This window comes from Burkholderia sp. Nafp2/4-1b, from assembly GCF_003635165.1.
In the GTDB taxonomy this organism is placed as follows: Bacteria; Pseudomonadota; Gammaproteobacteria; order Burkholderiales; family Burkholderiaceae; genus Burkholderia.
Window position 1 is genome coordinate 1 of the sequence record NZ_ML058599.1, and the last position, 14,576, is coordinate 14,576.

A 14,576-nucleotide genomic window follows, 5' to 3' on the forward strand; every position below is an offset into this window, starting at 1 on the left:
GGCAACCCGCAACCCGCAACCCGCAACCCGCAACCCGCAACCCGCAACCCGCCAACCCGCCAACCCGCCAAGGCGAAGGCGCCAAGGCCCGATAGAACCCGCTTCCTCCAAGACGCCACCGATGCGTAGAATGCCCGGATGAACCCTTGGATCGCCGCCCTGCCGATGTACAACGTGACGCCGCGCCACGCCGCACTGTGGCGCGCGTTGCTGAGCGATGCGCTCGATGCGTTCGCGCGCGCCGGCGGGCCGGCCGGCGTCGCGCTGCTCGAAGAACCGTTCGAAGATCTGCACACGCTGTGGCGGCGCGAAGATCTGCTGCTGTCGCAGACGTGCGGCTATCCGTACCGGATGCTCGGATTGCGCGACACCGTGCATCTGATCGCGACGCCGGCCTTCGATGCGCCCGGCTGCGATGGCGCGTGCTACAGCAGCGTGCTGGTCGTGTCGGCGCGCGCGCATGCGGGCGGCGCGACGACGCTGGCCGCCTGCCGCGGTTTGCGGGCCGCGTTCAACGGCAGCGATTCGCACAGCGGGATGAATGCGTTCCGGCATGCAGTCGCGCCGCATGCGCACGACGGACGTTTCTTCGGTTCGGTCGTATCGTTCGGCTCGCACCTGAACGTGCTGCGTGCACTGGCTGACGGCGCCGCCGATTGCGCCGCGATCGACTGCGTGACGTTCGCGTATGTGCGCGACGCAATGCCAGAATTGTTGAATGAGATCCGGATCATCGGCATGACGGCTTCGGCGCCGGGCTTGCCGTTGATTGCTTCGAAGGCGCTGGAAGGAAGGTGGGTGGAGGCGTTGCAGGATGCGCTCGATCACGCGGTCGCGTTCGACCCGGAACGGGCGGCGGTGCTGCGGCTGAAAGGATTCGAACGGTTGTCGCCGGGCGCATACGACACGATTGCCCGGTTCGCGAGCGACGCGGCCGCTCACGGATATGCCACGCTGGCGTAACGCGGCGGCGCGGCTGCCGTGACAGCCGCCGCACCGCTTGCGATTACTCTTCGTCCATCAACCGGACCTTGACCCGCTTGCCCTTGATTTTCCCCGCATTGAGCTTGCGCAGCGCGTCGTGCGCGACGCCGCGCTCGATCGCGACGTAGGTCGAGAACTCGGTCACGTTGATCTTGCCGATCTGCTTGCCGTCGAACCCTGCATCGCCGGTCAGCGCGCCGAGCACGTCGCCCGGGCGGATCTTGTCCTTGCGTCCGCCGAGGATCTGCAGCGTTTCCATCGGCGGCAGCAGCGTGTCGTTGCCGGCCGGCTTCAGCTCGGCGAGCGGATGCCATTCGACCTCCCGCTTCTGCGCCTGCTCGATCGCGCCGACACGGCCCATCTCGTCCATGCTGGCGAGGCTCAGCGCCCAGCCTTCCTGGTCCGCGCGGCCAGTGCGGCCGATGCGGTGCACGTGCACCTCGGGATCGGGCGTCACGTCGACGTTGATCACCGCCTCGAGCTGCGCGATGTCGAGCCCGCGCGCGGCGACGTCGGTCGCGACCAGCACCGAGCAGCTGCGGTTCGCAAACTGGATCAGCACCTGATCGCGCTCGCGCTGGTCGAGCTCGCCGTGCAGTGCGAGCGCGTGGAAGCCTTGCGCGTGCAGCACGTCGAGCAGGTCGCGGCATTGCTGCTTGGTGTTGCAGAACGCGATCGTGCTGACCGGCCGGTAGTGGTTCAGCAACTGGCCGACCGCGTGCAGGCGCTCGGTCTCCGTCACTTCGTAGAAGCGCTGGCGGATCTTGCTGTTGTCGTGGCGCTCCTCCAGCTTAACTTCCTTCGGATTGCGCAGGAACTGCTGGCTCAGCTTCGCGATGCCGTCGGGATAGGTTGCCGAGAACAGCAGCGTCTGGCGCGTGGTCGGGCACATCCGCGCGACTTTCGCGATGTCGTCGAAGAAGCCCATGTCGAGCATCCGGTCGGCTTCGTCGAGTACGAGCGTGTTGAGCGCGTCGAGCTTCAGGTTGCCGCGGTCGAGGTGATCCATGATGCGGCCCGGCGTGCCGACGACGATATGCGCGCCGTGCTCGAGGCTCTGCGCCTGCGGACGCATCGGCGTGCCGCCGCACAGCGTCAGCACCTTCACGTTTTCCTCGGCGCGGGCGAGGCGGCGCACTTCCTGCGCGACCTGGTCGGCGAGCTCGCGCGTCGGGCACAGGATCATCGCCTGCACGTCGAAGCGGCGCGTATCGAGCCGCGACAGCAGCGCGAGCGAGAACGCGGCGGTCTTGCCGCTGCCCGTCTTCGCCTGCGCGATCAGGTCATGGCCGGCCAGCGCGATCGGCAGGCTCGCGGCCTGGATCGGCGTCATGTCGACATAGCCGAGCTGCGCGAGGTTCGCGAGTGCGGCGGGCGTCAGCGGCAGTGCGCTGAACGGCGTGGCGGTCGATTGCGTCAAGACAGGTCTCCGAGGTAGGGGCGGCCTTCCATCTGCTCGTAGACGACGTTGCCTTCGTCGTCCTCGAAGCGTTCGAGATAGTTGCGGGCGCCGCACAGCGGGCAGCGGAACAGCAGCCCCTGGCCTTCGTCCTTGATGACGACGTCGGACGTCTCCCACTGCGTGCCGCAGCTCTGGTTTCGGCAGGTAAACACGGTCTTTCTCCAGCTGAATTCGGTTGATGGCGCGCCCGGGCGGGCGCGGCCATGGCGGGCGGCGCTCGCGCGGCTCGGGCGCGGGCCGCACCGGCGGTGGCTCGGGTTGTGTCGATGCGGGTAATGGATCGGGCGGCGACGGGGTCGCGCGTGCCGCAATTCTAGCGGAAGCCGGTGCCTCCGCCCGGTGTGTGCCACGAAAAACGGCCGCCCTGGAGGGCGGCCGTGTCGGGCGGCGCAACGGTGCCGCGCGATTGCCGCGCGGCGTCGGGTGCGTTACAGCGCCATGTCGGCCGCCGCTTTCGCCGGGCGTGCGGGCGCCGTGCCGGCGGCCTGCGCCGGCGTCGCCATGTCGATCTTCGGCGGCGGCGACAGCTGCAGCACGTCGCTCGTGTAGGTCCATTCCTCGACGACCTTCGCAGGGCTGTCGTTCAGCTTCGTGCCGTAGCTCGGCACGATCTGGCGGATCTTCTGCTGCCATTCGGGCGTCGCGACCTTGTCCTTGAACACCTTCTGCATCAGGCTCAGCATGATCGGCGCGGCCGTCGACGCGCCCGGCGATGCGCCGAGCAGACCCGCGATGCTGCCGTCCTGCGAGCTGACGATCTCGGTGCCGAGCTTCAGCACGCCGCCCTTCTTCGGGTCGCGCTTGATGATCTGCACGCGCTGGCCAGCCTGCCACAGGCGCCAGTCTTCCTTCTTCGCGTCCGGGAAATACTCCTTAAGCGCGTTGAAGCGATCGTCGTCGGACAGCATCAGCTGGCCGGCCAGGTACTGGACGAGCGGGAATTCGTCGACGCCCACGCGCATCATCGGCGCGACGTTGTGCAGGTTGGTGCTCTTCGCGAGGTCGAAGTACGAGCCGTTCTTCAGGAACTTGGTCGAGAACGTCGCGAACGGCCCGAACAGGATGATCTTCTTGCCGTCGATGAGCCGCGTGTCGAGGTGCGGCACCGACATCGGCGGAGAGCCGACCGACGCCTTGCCGTACGCCTTCGCGAGGTGGCGCTTCACGACCTCGGGGTTGTCGGTCACGAGGAACGAGCCGCCGACCGGGAACGCGCCGTAGTCCTTCGCCTCGGGGATGCCCGACGCCTGCAGCAGGTGCAGCGCACCGCCGCCCGCGCCGATGAACACGAACTTCGCGTCGACGGCCTGCGGCGGTTCATCCGAATGCAGCTTGACCCAAGACACGTGCCACGTGCCGTCCGCGTTGCGCGAGATCTCGCGCACTTCGCTCGACAGCGACAGCGTGAAGTTCGGCTGCGTCTTCAGGTAGCCGACGAACTGGCGCGTGATCTCGCCGAAGTTCACGTCGGTGCCGATCGGCGTCCAGGTGGCGGCGACCTTCTGCGAACGGTCGCGGCCTTCCATCATCAGCGGCACCCACTGCTTGATCTGCTCATGGTCTTCCGAATACTGCATCCCGCGGAACAGCGGGCTCGCCTGCAGCGCGTCGTAGCGCTTCTTCAGGAAGCGGACGTTGTCGTCGCCCCACACGAAGCTCATGTGCGGCGTCGAGTTGATGAACGAATGCGGGTTCTTCAGCACGCCCTGGCGGACCTGCCACGCCCAGAACTGGCGCGAGATCTGGAACGACTCGTTGATCTCGATCGCCTTCGAGATGTCGATCTTGCCGTCCGGTTTCTCCGGCGTGTAGTTCAGCTCGGCGAGCGCCGAATGGCCGGTGCCGGCGTTGTTCCAGCCGTTCGAGCTCTCCAGCGCGACGCCATCGAGGCGCTCGACCATCGTCATCGACCAGTCGGGCTGCAACTCGTGCAGCCACACGCCGAGCGTCGAGCTCATGATGCCGCCGCCCACCAGCAGGACGTCGACCTTCTTCGTATCGGCGGCGTGCGCGGACGACGCGGCGACGCACAGCGCGAGCGCCGACAGTATTACCCGTAACGTTTTGATCACAGCAGATCCCTTTTTCAACTTGGATGCATCGGTTTGCCACCTCGCCCGGCCGTGTCGGATTGCGACCGGTTTCCGTATCCGGAGATCCGGACTGCGAATCCGGAAATCCGGATCAGCCGCGTTTACCGTTGCATTTGCGCACGCGAAGCCGTTGCGAAGGACACCTTCGAATCGGCCCCGTACGATCATGCGGACGCGTTCACCGCGGTCGTGCGCGGCGCATGCGGGCCCGTGCGGCGGGGCTCGCCGGACGGTGCTTCAGGCAGTGCCGAAAGGGGCTGCGCGCAATGCGGTCAGCGGCGGCGGGACGGCAAGGGGCGCGTAATATAACCGAACTCGATTGCCGTGTCGCACGCGCTAAATATCCTTGTTTTCGTGGGGTTTTTTGCGTGTCCGGGTTTCCGGAAACGCGGGAGCGCGGAATGGGAAAGGGGACGGGGAGCGGAGACGTCGCGGCATCGCGCCGCGAACCGTCACTTCGCCAAATTGTTGCGGCAGAACTGCTCGTATGCCTGCGCCGAATTCGGGAATCCCTTCTGCTTCGCGAGTTCCCACGGGCGTTCGCATTGCTGCGTCTGTTCGCACCACGCGTAGCCGGCCGAGCCGATGCAACCATGCGCATCGCGATCGCCGCCGACCAATGGCGCGGTAGCCTGGGCGGTCTGCGTGTCTCGCCCGGCGACATCGGGCGGGAGAGGCGAAGGCGCTTGCGTCGCGCAGGCGCCCAGTGCGAACGCGACGGCGATCGTCGCGGCAGTCGACAGCGAAGGTGTGAAGGATTTCATCGGGTAGCACTCCATGGGATGACGATCGACAGCGGATGCCCGTGCACGGGCGAACGGGCGTTCACGCGTCCGGCACCGGCACGCGCGACGAGAACTTGATCTCGCGCAGCGCGAGGCTCGACTGGATCGACGATACGCCGGCCTGCTTGCGCAGCACGCGCTCGACGAAGTCCGCATACGCATCGAGATCGGTGGCGACGACCTGCAGGATGTAGTCGGCCGCGCCGGTGATCTTGTGGCACGACGTCACTTCGTCGTGACGCCGCATCACATCCTCGAAGTGATCCGAGTCCTGGCCCGAATGCATGTTGAACGTGACCTGCACGAACGCGAACACGTTCATCCCGAGCGTGCGACGGTCGAGGTTCGCCTGGTAGCCGGTGATCACGCCTTCGTCCTCGAGCCGCTTGCGCCGCCGCCAGCACGGCGTGACGCTCAACGACAACCGTTCGCCGAGCGTCGCGTTCGACAGTGCCCCGTCTTCCTGCAGCAGGCGGAGCATCGCGCGGTCGACGCCGTCCAGTTCCACCGAAGCGCGATTTTTGCTCATTCCAGGGTCTCCGTAGGCGGTTTTCTCAAAAGTGTACGAAACGAAGAAGCGAAAAGCAAAGTTATTACCGTCCGGCGTCAATAGACTGTTGCCATCCCTCACGGCTCTTATTGCAACGGTCAACCATGCTCACGGTCTACAGCAGCGATCATCATCTGCATCGCGGCGTCGAATTGAAGGACGGCGCGATCACCGATTCATTCGAGAACCCGCTTCGCGCCGAGACGGTGCTCGCGCAGGTCCGCGCGGCCGGCCTCGGCGACGTGATCGCGCCGCGCCCGTTCGACCGCGCGAGCTACGCCGGCGCGCACAGCGCGCGCTATGTCGACTTCCTCGCCGGTGCATGGGACGAATGGGCCGCCACCGGCCGCACCTGCCAGGCGCTGCCGCTCGTGTGGCCGGTGCGCGCGATGCCGTCGGCCGCGACGCTGCCCGACTTCATCGACGGCAAGCTCGGCTTCTTCGCGATGGACGCCGGCGCGCCGATCAACGCCGGCACGTGGGACGCGGTGAGCGCGAGCGCGAACTCGGCGCTCACCGGCGCCGACCTGCTGTCGAACGGCGGCGCGCGCGCGGCGTTCGCACTGTGCCGGCCGCCCGGCCACCATGCGGGCCGCGAGTACATGGGCGGCTACTGCTACCTGAACAACGCGGCGATCGCCGCGCAGCACGGGATCGCGAGCGGCGCGGCGCGCGTCGCGGTGCTCGACGTCGACTTCCACCACGGGAACGGCACGCAGGACATCTTCTACGACCGCTCGGACGTGCTGTTCGCGTCGCTCCACGGCGAGCCGGCGGTGTCGTATCCGTACTTCTCCGGTTATGCGAACGAGCGCGGCGCCGGCGCGGGCGAGGGCTTCAACCTGAACCTGCCGCTGCCGAAGGGCACGCAGTGGGACACCTACGCAGCGGCGCTCGACCATGCGGCCGCCGCGATCGCCGCGCATGCGCCCGATCTGCTCGTCGTGTCGCTCGGCGTCGACACGTTCGAGCACGACCCGATCAGCCATTTCCGGCTGCGCTCGCCCGACTACCTGCGGATCGGCGAAGCGCTCGCGCGCCTGAACCTGCCGACGCTGTTCGTGATGGAAGGCGGCTACATGGTCGACGAAATCGGTATCAACGCGGTGAACGTGCTGCTCGGCTTCGAAGGGCGCGCATGACCGCATCGCTGTGCCTGCATCAATGGCGGTCCTGATCACGAACCAACAGCGACAAGAAAGGAGACGAACATGAATCGGCATCAGAAGAACACGGCATGCGCGATTGCGGCCGCGCTGGCGTGCGCATTGTCGGCGCTGCCCGCGCATGCGGATGAGGTCGTGCGCATCGGGCACGTCGCGCCGCTGACCGGCGCGATCGCGCACCTCGGCAAGGACAGCGAGAACGGCGCGCGGCTCGCGGTGGAGGAAATCAACGCGAAGGGGCTCGTGATCGACGGCAAGAAAGTCACGCTGCAACTCGACGCGCAGGACGACGCGGGCGACCCGCGCACCGCGACCCAGGTCGCGCAGCGGCTGGTCGACGACAAGGTGGTCGGCGTCGTCGGCCATCACAACTCGGGCACGTCGATTCCGGCGTCGCGCGTCTATCGCGACGGCGGCGTCGTGCAGATCTCGCAGGCCGCGACCAACCCGATGTACACGCAGCAGGGCTTCAAGACGACCTACCGCGTGGTCGCGACCGATGCGCAGCAGGGGCCCGCACTCGCGATGTACGCGGCGAAGCACATGGGCATCAAGACCGTGGCCGTGGTTGACGATTCGACCGCGTACGGGCAGGGACTTGCGACCGAGTTCGAGAAGGCGGCGAAAGCGGCGGGAATGAAGGTGATCTCGCGCGATGCGACCAACGACAAGGCGATCGATTTCCGCGCGATCCTCACGAAGATCAAGGGCGCGAACCCGGACGCGATCATGTACGGCGGGATGGACGCCACCGGCGGCCCGCTCGCGAAGCAGGCGCGCCAGCTCGGCATGCGCGCGAAGATCCTCGCGGGCGACGGCGTGTGCTCGACCGACCTGCCGAAGCTCGCGGGCCCGGCGTCGGACAATGTCGTGTGTTCGGAAGCCGGCATCGCGCTCGAGAAGATGCCGGGCGGTGCGGCGTTCGTGGAGCGCTACGAGGCGCGCTACCACCAGCCGATGCAGGTGTATGCGCCGTTCTCGTACGACGCGGTGCACATCATCGTCGATGCGATGAAGCGCGCGAATTCGACGAACCCGGCGAAGGTGCTGGCCGCGATGCCGGGAACCGACTATCGCGGCGTGATCGGCGAAACGAGCTTCACGCCGCAGGGCGACCTGAAGCACGGCGCGATCTCGGTGTTCACGTACAAGAGCGGCAGGAAGGCGCTGCTCGATATCGTCAGGATGTGACGCAGGCGGGGGCCTGCCGACGCGCAATGTCGTGCGGTCGCACGCCCAGTTGCCGTTACGACGCCTGAACGCGGCGTGGGTCGGCTTGCCGCGTCGGCTGTTCGACGTCGTGCACGATGTGCAGCTCGCGCGTGCGGATCGGCAGCGCGCAGTCGGCATCGGCGAGCGTCTTGCGCACCTGGCGCGCGAGGCGCCACCGCATCGCCCAGAACTTCTCGGTGTGCGTCCACACGCGCACGTTCGCGATCGCGGTGCTGTCGTCGAAGCGCATCACCATCACGTCCGGTGCGGGCTCGTGCAGCACGTCGGGGTCGGCTTCGGCCAGCGCGCGCAGCGCGTCAAGCGCGCGGTCAATGTCGTCGTGCACCGACACTTCCACTTCGAGATCGAGACGGCGCGTCGGATTGCGCGTGTAGTTGCGGATCGCGCTGCCCCACAGCGCGCTGTTCGGCACGTATTCGCAGATACCGTCCGGCTTGGTCAGCCGCGTCATGAACAGCCCGACCTCGTCGACCGTTCCCGCAACGCCGGAACCGCCGTCGATGTAGTCGCCCACCTTGAACGGCCGCAGCAGCAACAGCATGATGCCGGCCGCGATGTTCTGCATCGTGCCCTGCAGCGCGAGCCCGATCGCGAGGCCGGCCGCGCCGAGTACCGCGACGATGCTCGCGGTCTCGATGCCGAGCCGTGACAGCGCGCCGACGATCGCGACGATGCGGATGCCCCACACGGCGACGTCGCAGAGGATCGGCCGCAGCGTGTCGTCGACGCGCTCCTTGTTCGCGAGCAGCCGGCTCAGCCAGTTGCCGACGCGTTTGGACAGCCACCAGCCGGCGACGAGCAGCGCGAGGGCGGCACAGAGCCGGATCGACAGTGTGGACAACGCGTTCCACAGGAACGTCCAGCGTTCCGGATGAAGATGATCGAGAAACATGACGGGATTCCGGGTTGAAGACAGAAGGCGCGACGGGCGGCGCGTTCCGTGATCGTCGGACCGGCAGGCGCTCGCGCGTCGCGCAGCTCTCGACTTTACACGGCATGGGCGGTGTCGCGAGCGTGCGCGGCGCCGGATTCCCGTGCGTTTCCGCGGTGAAATCGCGATTTCGTTCGTGTACGAAGCCGGTATAAACGCAAATAGGATTGGTCCTATTCAGCCATGTCGGTCACGTCGATACACTCGATTCCCTGTTGCCGGACCGCGATGATGGTTCCTCCGCGAGGCCCGGTTCTTTCCCGATTTTTCATTGATAGCGAGTGACGACGCGATGCGGTTCGACCTGGGTTTCAGTCTCGCACGCGAACAAGGTCGATCCGTGCAACGCGGTGCGCAACGCTTTCCGGTTCGCCGCGCGCTGTTGTGCGGCGTCGCGGCAGCGGCTTGGGTTGCCGGCACGCAAGGTGCGGCAGCGCTGGCGTCTTACGATGCCACGCCGGTCGCGCCCGTGACGGCGCAAGCGGCCGATCTTGTCGACGTGCCCTTTTTCAATTCCGCCCGGACGATCTGGGGCGGCTTGCAGGCATCGCCGGCGGCGCCCGGCGTCATGCTGGAATCGCCTGCGGCGCGCGTGCATGCGGATGTCTATCCCGGCATGTTCGTCGTTCGCGCGGGTGCGTGTGCGCCGTATGTCGTGCTCTGCGATGCTGCGCGCGGCGCGATCGAGCGCGGTTACGCGGAGCGCTTCGACTATGGTTTCGCGTCGCCGTTGCCGGCGAGCGCCACGCGCTCGGCATTCGCGCCGCGTCATGCCAATCTGGCCTCCGCCGAACCGTTCATGCTCGCGCAACCCGAAGGCGGCGCGCGCGCCGGCGCGATCATCGGCAGCCTGCGGGCATCGCTCGCGCGTGCCGATTTGCCGGCCGGCGTCGCCGCGCAGGTCTCGCGGATACTGGCCGGTCGGCTCGACGTGACACAGCGCGGCGCCGCGGGCGATACGTTCCGCGTGGCGTTCGAGCCGGCCGGCGACGCGTCGCGCCCGGGTCGCCAGCGTGTGACGGCGCTCGATGTCCGCCTTCGCGGGCAGCGCGTCGCGGCGGTGTGGTTCTCCGCCGCGCCCGGATCGCCGGGGGCGTACTACGACCTCAAGGGTGTGCCGCTTGTCGGCACACGGTTCGCGATGCCGGTCAGCGCGACGCGAACCAGTTCGCGTTTCGGCGCGCGCGTGCATCCGGTGACCGGCGCCCGCCATGTGCATTCCGGTGTCGATCTCGCCGCGCCGGCAGGTCGCGCGGTGCACTCGTCGGAGCGCGGCGTCGTGTCGTTCATCGGTACCGAGCCTGGCGGCTACGGCAAATACGTGGTGGTGCGCCACGGCGGCGGTTATGCGTCGTACTACGCACACCTGTCGGCGTTCGAGCCGACGCTGCGCACCGGCATGCGGATCGCGCGCGGGCAGCGGGTCGGCGCGGTCGGCAGCACCGGGACGGCGACGGGGCCGCATCTGCACTTCGAGGTGCGGCGACACAATCGCGTGATCGATCCGGTCGCGCTCGTGCACGCGACGAATGCGGACGTGCTGAAGGGGCCGCAGCGCGTGGCGTTCAACCGTGTGGCGCATGCGGCGCGCACACAGTTGGCTGCGGCCGTGCTGACGCCGTCGCTCGCGATGTCGAACGGTGGTGCGTCACACGACGGCTGATCGGAAATCGCCGGGTAGCCGAAACCCGGCGACTCCGTCGTTCGCGACGGCTAAACCATCAACCCAGCGGCCAGTTCAGGATCGCGATCCCGTCGTTGTAGTCGCCGTCCGTGCCATCTTCGGACCCGACGAGCCCAAAGTACGTCTTCTTGAAGATATCGACCTGACGCGAGCCGATTTTCGACGGCTTGCCGTTCGCCGTCACGACCACACGCACCTTGCCGTTGCCCGAGTTCACGATCTGGGTGTTCAGGTTCGCGTCCTGCGTGCCGGCGCCCTGGAACGTCGCGGCCGGCTTCGGGTTGTCGTCCACGAACACCTCGATCGTCTGTTGTGCGGACGAATTGGTGAGTGCGGTCACGCCGAACTTGATGTTCGGCGGCAGGTTGAAGATGCCGTCGCGCTCGCCGCCGCCGTTCGACGTCGGGTCCGGCTGCGTGGGCTGCGGCGTCGCCTTCGAGAAGTAGTTGACGACCGCACCGACGCCGAACTTCGCCGCCGCGCCGGGCAGCACGCCGGGCGCGCCTGCCCACGTCACCGTGCACGCGATCACCTGTCCGGCGGCATCGGCCTTCACCTTGTTCTGCCAGCTGCCGACGTCGAAGCTGTACGGGATCGTCGCGATGTCGACGAACACGTCGTATTGCGGCAACTTCTCCACGAGCTGCGCGGTCATGAACTGACGCATCCGGTCGAGCACCGCCTGGTCGCCGTTCGACTGCACGGCGGTCGCATCGTTGCCGGCGAGTTGCAGCAATGCGTACAGATCGTCATGGGTAAAAGGTTGTGACATGTCGTCCTCGTCTGATGGATTGTTCGTCTATCTGCGGCAGGTGAAGCGATTCACCGTGTCGCGTGTGCGAAATGCGTTGAACCGCAATCGTTCGGCACTACATTTCCCCGTCGCCATCGCGCTATCGGCAGTGGTGCGTGGCCCGGAGCGCCGGCATCGGCGGTTTGGTCAGCCAATCGGCCACTGCAGCACGACGATGCCGTCGTTGTAGTCGCTGTCGTGACCGTCTTCCGACACGACGATCCCGAAGTTGACCGTGAACGGCGAGCCGTCTGACTTCTTGCCGTTGATCGGCGCCAGACGCGCATCGGTGGCCGACGTCTTACCGTTCACCGTCACCTCGAAGCGCAGCTTGCCGTCGCCCGAATTGAGCGTGGCCTCGCGTGGGCCGTCGCGCGTGGTCAGCTTGTGATACGCGGCGGGTTCCGTGCTGTCGCCGATGAACAGCTTGATGTGTTGCTGCTCGGCGGCATTCGCGAAGAAGATCGCGCGGAAATTCGTATTCGGCGGAATCGAAAACTCGCCGGCGCGATTCGAGGACGTTTGAGAGTCGGCCATGCTTGCCTCCTGAAGGTGGATGTATAAATTGCTTCACCGTGTCACGCAAACGTTTGTCGTTTCAAACACAGTTCGACCAGCATGGCGAAAAATAAATAAGAAAATATTCGGATTGGAATGGGAGGTATTCAGTAAATCGGTAATCGAAACGATACGATCTACTGGATTAAATTAAATGGGAAATCAGGCGATATATCCGTAAAACTATATCGACGTGTGTCGCAGCTTCAGAAACAATGAGCGGCGCGTCGGATAAATGGCGGGATCGCAACGAAGAGGGGTGCGGTGACCGACGAAGATCGTTGATGCACACCATCCCGATGTAGACAGGATTTTCGCCGGCACCGCACTCGACAAGCATATCGGCAGCGCACGTCATCGCCTATCAGACTAGAACGATATTGTCTGCACTGCCGCGTATTGTGCATATCGGCGCATCGAGTGAAGGTGGCGAAGCGCCGCGATACGGCCGGCGCGGATGCCGGTGCCGGTTATGCCGCGGGATTCGGGCCTGACATAGCTGACAGGCGATGAACGCTCGCAATGCGCGTATCGTTCTCTCCGCGCAGCCGGGTGCCCCGCGCGTGTGCGATCGCGCGGTTCGCCCGCGCGGTCGTACCGGCGTGGGGCGCCGGCCTGTCGTTTGCGACCGTCTTGGGTGCCGGCGGGCCATCGCCCGTTGCGGGCGCCTCGTTTTCCGGCGGTCATGGTCACTGAACCGGCCCGTTGCGGGGCCCTCATGAGGAATGCGTGATGACGAAACCCGATGCGCTGAAAGGCGAAATCAAGGAACAGGCTCAGCAAGCCGATCGCCATAATCTGGCGCGGCCCGCCGTGAACGGCGCGTTATGGGCGCGCGGACTGACAACGCAGCGGGTGGCCGACCTGTTCAAGACGCTGCCCGGCTTGCCCGGGCACTGGATGCAGTTGCAGAACGAGGTGAACGCCGGCAATCGCTATTTCTACGGCGTGCAGAACGGCCATCAGACGACCGACGAGGGCAAGGAGCTGATCCGCTGGATCGCCGATGCAGTGGTCAGCGCCGCGCAGAAGGCAGGATTCGATTTCCCGCTGCAACAGCTCAGGTTCACCGCCGACACCGGCTGGCTCAAGCTGCAGCGTGTGTCGGGGCGCGTGATGGTGTTGTCGAGGCCGTAAGGATCGCGGGCGGTCGTCGAGGTGTCGGCATGGCATCGGCCGAGCCGGTTGAGCCGATCGGTTGAGTCGAATGTGGCAGCGATAGCGCGCAGAATGCGCGTTGCCGGCGCCCATCGACCACCGCCGCGATCGGGCCACCGGGCGCGTCACTGTCCGAAGTGCTGCGCCACCGCGTCCTTCAACCGCGCGGCGGTCAACTCCCCCATATGCGATTCGACGAGTTCGCCCTTCGCATTGAAGAACAGCGTCGTGGGCAGGCCGCGCGATCCGTACGTGTGCATCGCCCGCAGCGACGGATCGAGCAGCACGTTGTCGAAGCGCAGCCCCTGCTGTTCGAGGAACGCGCGCACCGCCTGCGCGTTCTCACCCTGGTTGAGCATCAGCACCGCGATGCCGGGATGTTCGCGCTGCGCCTGTTCGAGAATCGGCATCTCGCGCCGGCACGGCGCGCACCACGTTGCCCACAGGTTCACGACGACAGGCTTGCCGGCGAAGCGCTGCGGCAGCACGGGCGACGCATCGAGCGCTTCGAACTGCATCGCGGCGAACGGCGGCGCGGTGCGCTGCAGCGTCGCCAGCGTGCCCTGGGCGATGCCCCACGCGGCGAGGCCCGCGACGATGCCGGCCGCTACCGGTTTGCGCAGCGCGGGCAGCCGACGCAGCCGCCATACCGCGAACACGAGCGCGGCCGCGATGCCGATGCGCCAGTCGAAGCCGCCGTCGCCGAGCGCGACGATCGAGCGCGGTGCGGCCGCATAGTCCCGCCACCATTGCGCGACGTAACCGATGCGCGCGGCAATCAACCCGAGCAGCAGCGCGTCGAGGATCAGGCTCGACGCGGTCTTGTGATGTCCGTCCGGCGGGCGGCGCTGGACGAAGCGGGCAACGAGCCACGCCAGCAGCGCGGCGGCGGCTACCGCGACGACGCGGATCGATAAGGGGCCGATGCTCAACATGGGAACGGGAGGCTGGGGAGGGAGAATCGACCGGTGAAGAGAGGCCGTCGTGGGTCAGGTGGCGTTTCGACCCGACATCGGATGCGGGGTTCCCGCGGCGGCGGTAACGGCGCGTTTCACCTCCGACGATATGATGGATGTCCGTCGCGCGGATGGGTGGGCGGTAATCAGGACACCGCCGTTTCGATGCGGACGGCCGGTGAGTCGGTCTGGGCTGAGGGCGGCGCGATGCCGGTCGTCAAGA

General features: G+C 66.6%; 14 protein-coding genes. 5 read left to right on the forward strand and 9 right to left on the reverse strand.

Features of this window, described 5'->3' with window-relative positions; translation table 11 throughout:
- The first annotated feature begins 138 nt into the window (after positions 1–138).
- Positions 139–963 carry a PhnD/SsuA/transferrin family substrate-binding protein gene (locus tag C7H84_RS06525; protein ID WP_121858036.1) on the forward strand — a complete coding sequence of 275 codons (825 nt, stop codon included), beginning with the start codon at positions 139–141 and terminating at the stop codon, positions 961–963.
- A gap of 43 nt (positions 964–1,006) precedes the next feature.
- Here C7H84_RS06525 and dbpA read toward each other — a convergent pair whose 3' ends face one another.
- From dbpA to C7H84_RS06550, 5 genes are all read right to left on the reverse strand, one after another.
- Positions 1,007–2,404, reverse strand: a complete 1,398-nt coding sequence (gene dbpA, locus C7H84_RS06530) for an ATP-dependent RNA helicase DbpA (protein WP_121858037.1) — start codon at positions 2,402–2,404, stop codon at positions 1,007–1,009.
- Positions 2,401–2,598: a hypothetical protein gene (locus C7H84_RS06535; RefSeq protein ID WP_040140903.1), complete on the reverse strand. Its 198-nt coding sequence runs from the start codon at positions 2,596–2,598 to the stop codon at positions 2,401–2,403. Before C7H84_RS06535 ends, dbpA begins: the two co-directional genes overlap by 4 nt.
- 276 nt (positions 2,599–2,874) lie before the next feature.
- Positions 2,875–4,536 carry a malate dehydrogenase (quinone) gene (gene mqo / locus C7H84_RS06540; RefSeq protein WP_205611402.1) on the reverse strand — a complete coding sequence of 554 codons (1,662 nt, stop codon included), beginning with the start codon at positions 4,534–4,536 and terminating at the stop codon, positions 2,875–2,877.
- Between the two features lie 455 nt (positions 4,537–4,991).
- A complete protein-coding gene (locus tag C7H84_RS06545; RefSeq protein ID WP_121858039.1) occupies positions 4,992–5,303 on the reverse strand; it encodes a hypothetical protein in 312 nt (103 codons plus the stop codon).
- Between the two features lie 61 nt (positions 5,304–5,364).
- Complete coding sequence (locus C7H84_RS06550) at positions 5,365–5,853, reverse strand: Lrp/AsnC family transcriptional regulator (protein WP_121858040.1); 489 nt, start codon at positions 5,851–5,853, stop codon at positions 5,365–5,367.
- 125 nt (positions 5,854–5,978) lie between these two features.
- Here C7H84_RS06550 and C7H84_RS06555 point away from each other — a divergent pair, with 125 nt between their 5' ends.
- The gene (locus C7H84_RS06555; RefSeq protein WP_121858041.1) at positions 5,979–7,016 is read left to right on the forward strand and encodes a histone deacetylase family protein; all 1,038 of its coding nucleotides are present in this window, start codon (positions 5,979–5,981) and stop codon (positions 7,014–7,016) included.
- A gap of 69 nt (positions 7,017–7,085) precedes the next feature.
- Entirely contained in the window at positions 7,086–8,231 is a 1,146-nt protein-coding gene (locus tag C7H84_RS06560) for a branched-chain amino acid ABC transporter substrate-binding protein (protein ID WP_121858042.1), read from the forward strand.
- Between the two features lie 55 nt (positions 8,232–8,286).
- Here the strand turns inward: C7H84_RS06560 and C7H84_RS06565 are convergent, their stop codons facing one another.
- Positions 8,287–9,165: a mechanosensitive ion channel family protein gene (locus tag C7H84_RS06565; protein ID WP_121858043.1), complete on the reverse strand. Its 879-nt coding sequence runs from the start codon at positions 9,163–9,165 to the stop codon at positions 8,287–8,289.
- A gap of 331 nt (positions 9,166–9,496) precedes the next feature.
- Between C7H84_RS06565 and C7H84_RS06570 the strand changes: the two genes are divergently transcribed.
- On the forward strand, positions 9,497–10,867 hold the full coding sequence (locus C7H84_RS06570; protein WP_121858044.1) for a M23 family metallopeptidase: 1,371 nt from the start codon (positions 9,497–9,499) through the stop codon (positions 10,865–10,867).
- Positions 10,868–10,925: 58 nt separating this feature from the next.
- On the opposite strand, the gene C7H84_RS06575 is transcribed toward C7H84_RS06570, so the two are convergent.
- On the reverse strand, positions 10,926–11,660 hold the full coding sequence (locus tag C7H84_RS06575; RefSeq protein ID WP_121858045.1) for a fucose-binding lectin II: 735 nt from the start codon (positions 11,658–11,660) through the stop codon (positions 10,926–10,928).
- A 168-nt stretch (positions 11,661–11,828) separates the two neighbouring features.
- Positions 11,829–12,218: a fucose-binding lectin II gene (locus C7H84_RS06580; RefSeq protein ID WP_121858046.1), complete on the reverse strand. Its 390-nt coding sequence runs from the start codon at positions 12,216–12,218 to the stop codon at positions 11,829–11,831.
- A gap of 753 nt (positions 12,219–12,971) precedes the next feature.
- Between C7H84_RS06580 and C7H84_RS06585 the strand changes: the two genes are divergently transcribed.
- A complete protein-coding gene (locus tag C7H84_RS06585) occupies positions 12,972–13,376 on the forward strand; it encodes a peptide ABC transporter ATPase (RefSeq protein ID WP_121858047.1) in 405 nt (134 codons plus the stop codon).
- 146 nt (positions 13,377–13,522) lie between these two features.
- Here the strand turns inward: C7H84_RS06585 and C7H84_RS06590 are convergent, their stop codons facing one another.
- Positions 13,523–14,332, reverse strand: a complete 810-nt coding sequence (locus tag C7H84_RS06590; protein ID WP_121858048.1) for a TlpA disulfide reductase family protein — start codon at positions 14,330–14,332, stop codon at positions 13,523–13,525.
- Positions 14,333–14,576 lie beyond the last annotated feature (244 nt).